The organism is Salinimicrobium oceani, from assembly GCF_012037645.1.
In genome coordinates, this window is the sequence record NZ_JAAVJR010001498.1 from 1 (window position 1) to 301 (window position 301).

General features: G+C 39.5%; 1 protein-coding gene. It reads left to right on the forward strand.

All coding sequences use genetic code 11. The features are described from left to right. The coding region (locus tag HC175_RS22815; RefSeq protein WP_168140059.1) for a hypothetical protein at positions 1-301 on the forward strand (301 nt) is incomplete at both ends.

Genomic DNA, 301 nt, shown 5'->3' on the forward strand with positions numbered 1-301 from the left:
AGAAGGTTATACTTTAGAGCTGCAACCGGGAACCTACCACGGAAGATTTAAACTTGCCTTTGCCGAAAAAGTGCCGCAGGAAATACTGCCGCAGGTATTTTTTGAAGAGGAAGCAGTGCCGGTAAAATTTGAAATTGTTCAAAATAATAAGCTCGGGGAATTGGAGATCATTGGTAATGATTATTTCCCTGTAAAATCGGTAGGAATATTTGACATGCAGGGAAAAAGGATGCTTTACAGAACTAATTTTGATAACTCAAGATCAATAAGTATTGCTACGGGACATTGGGCGAATGCTGTT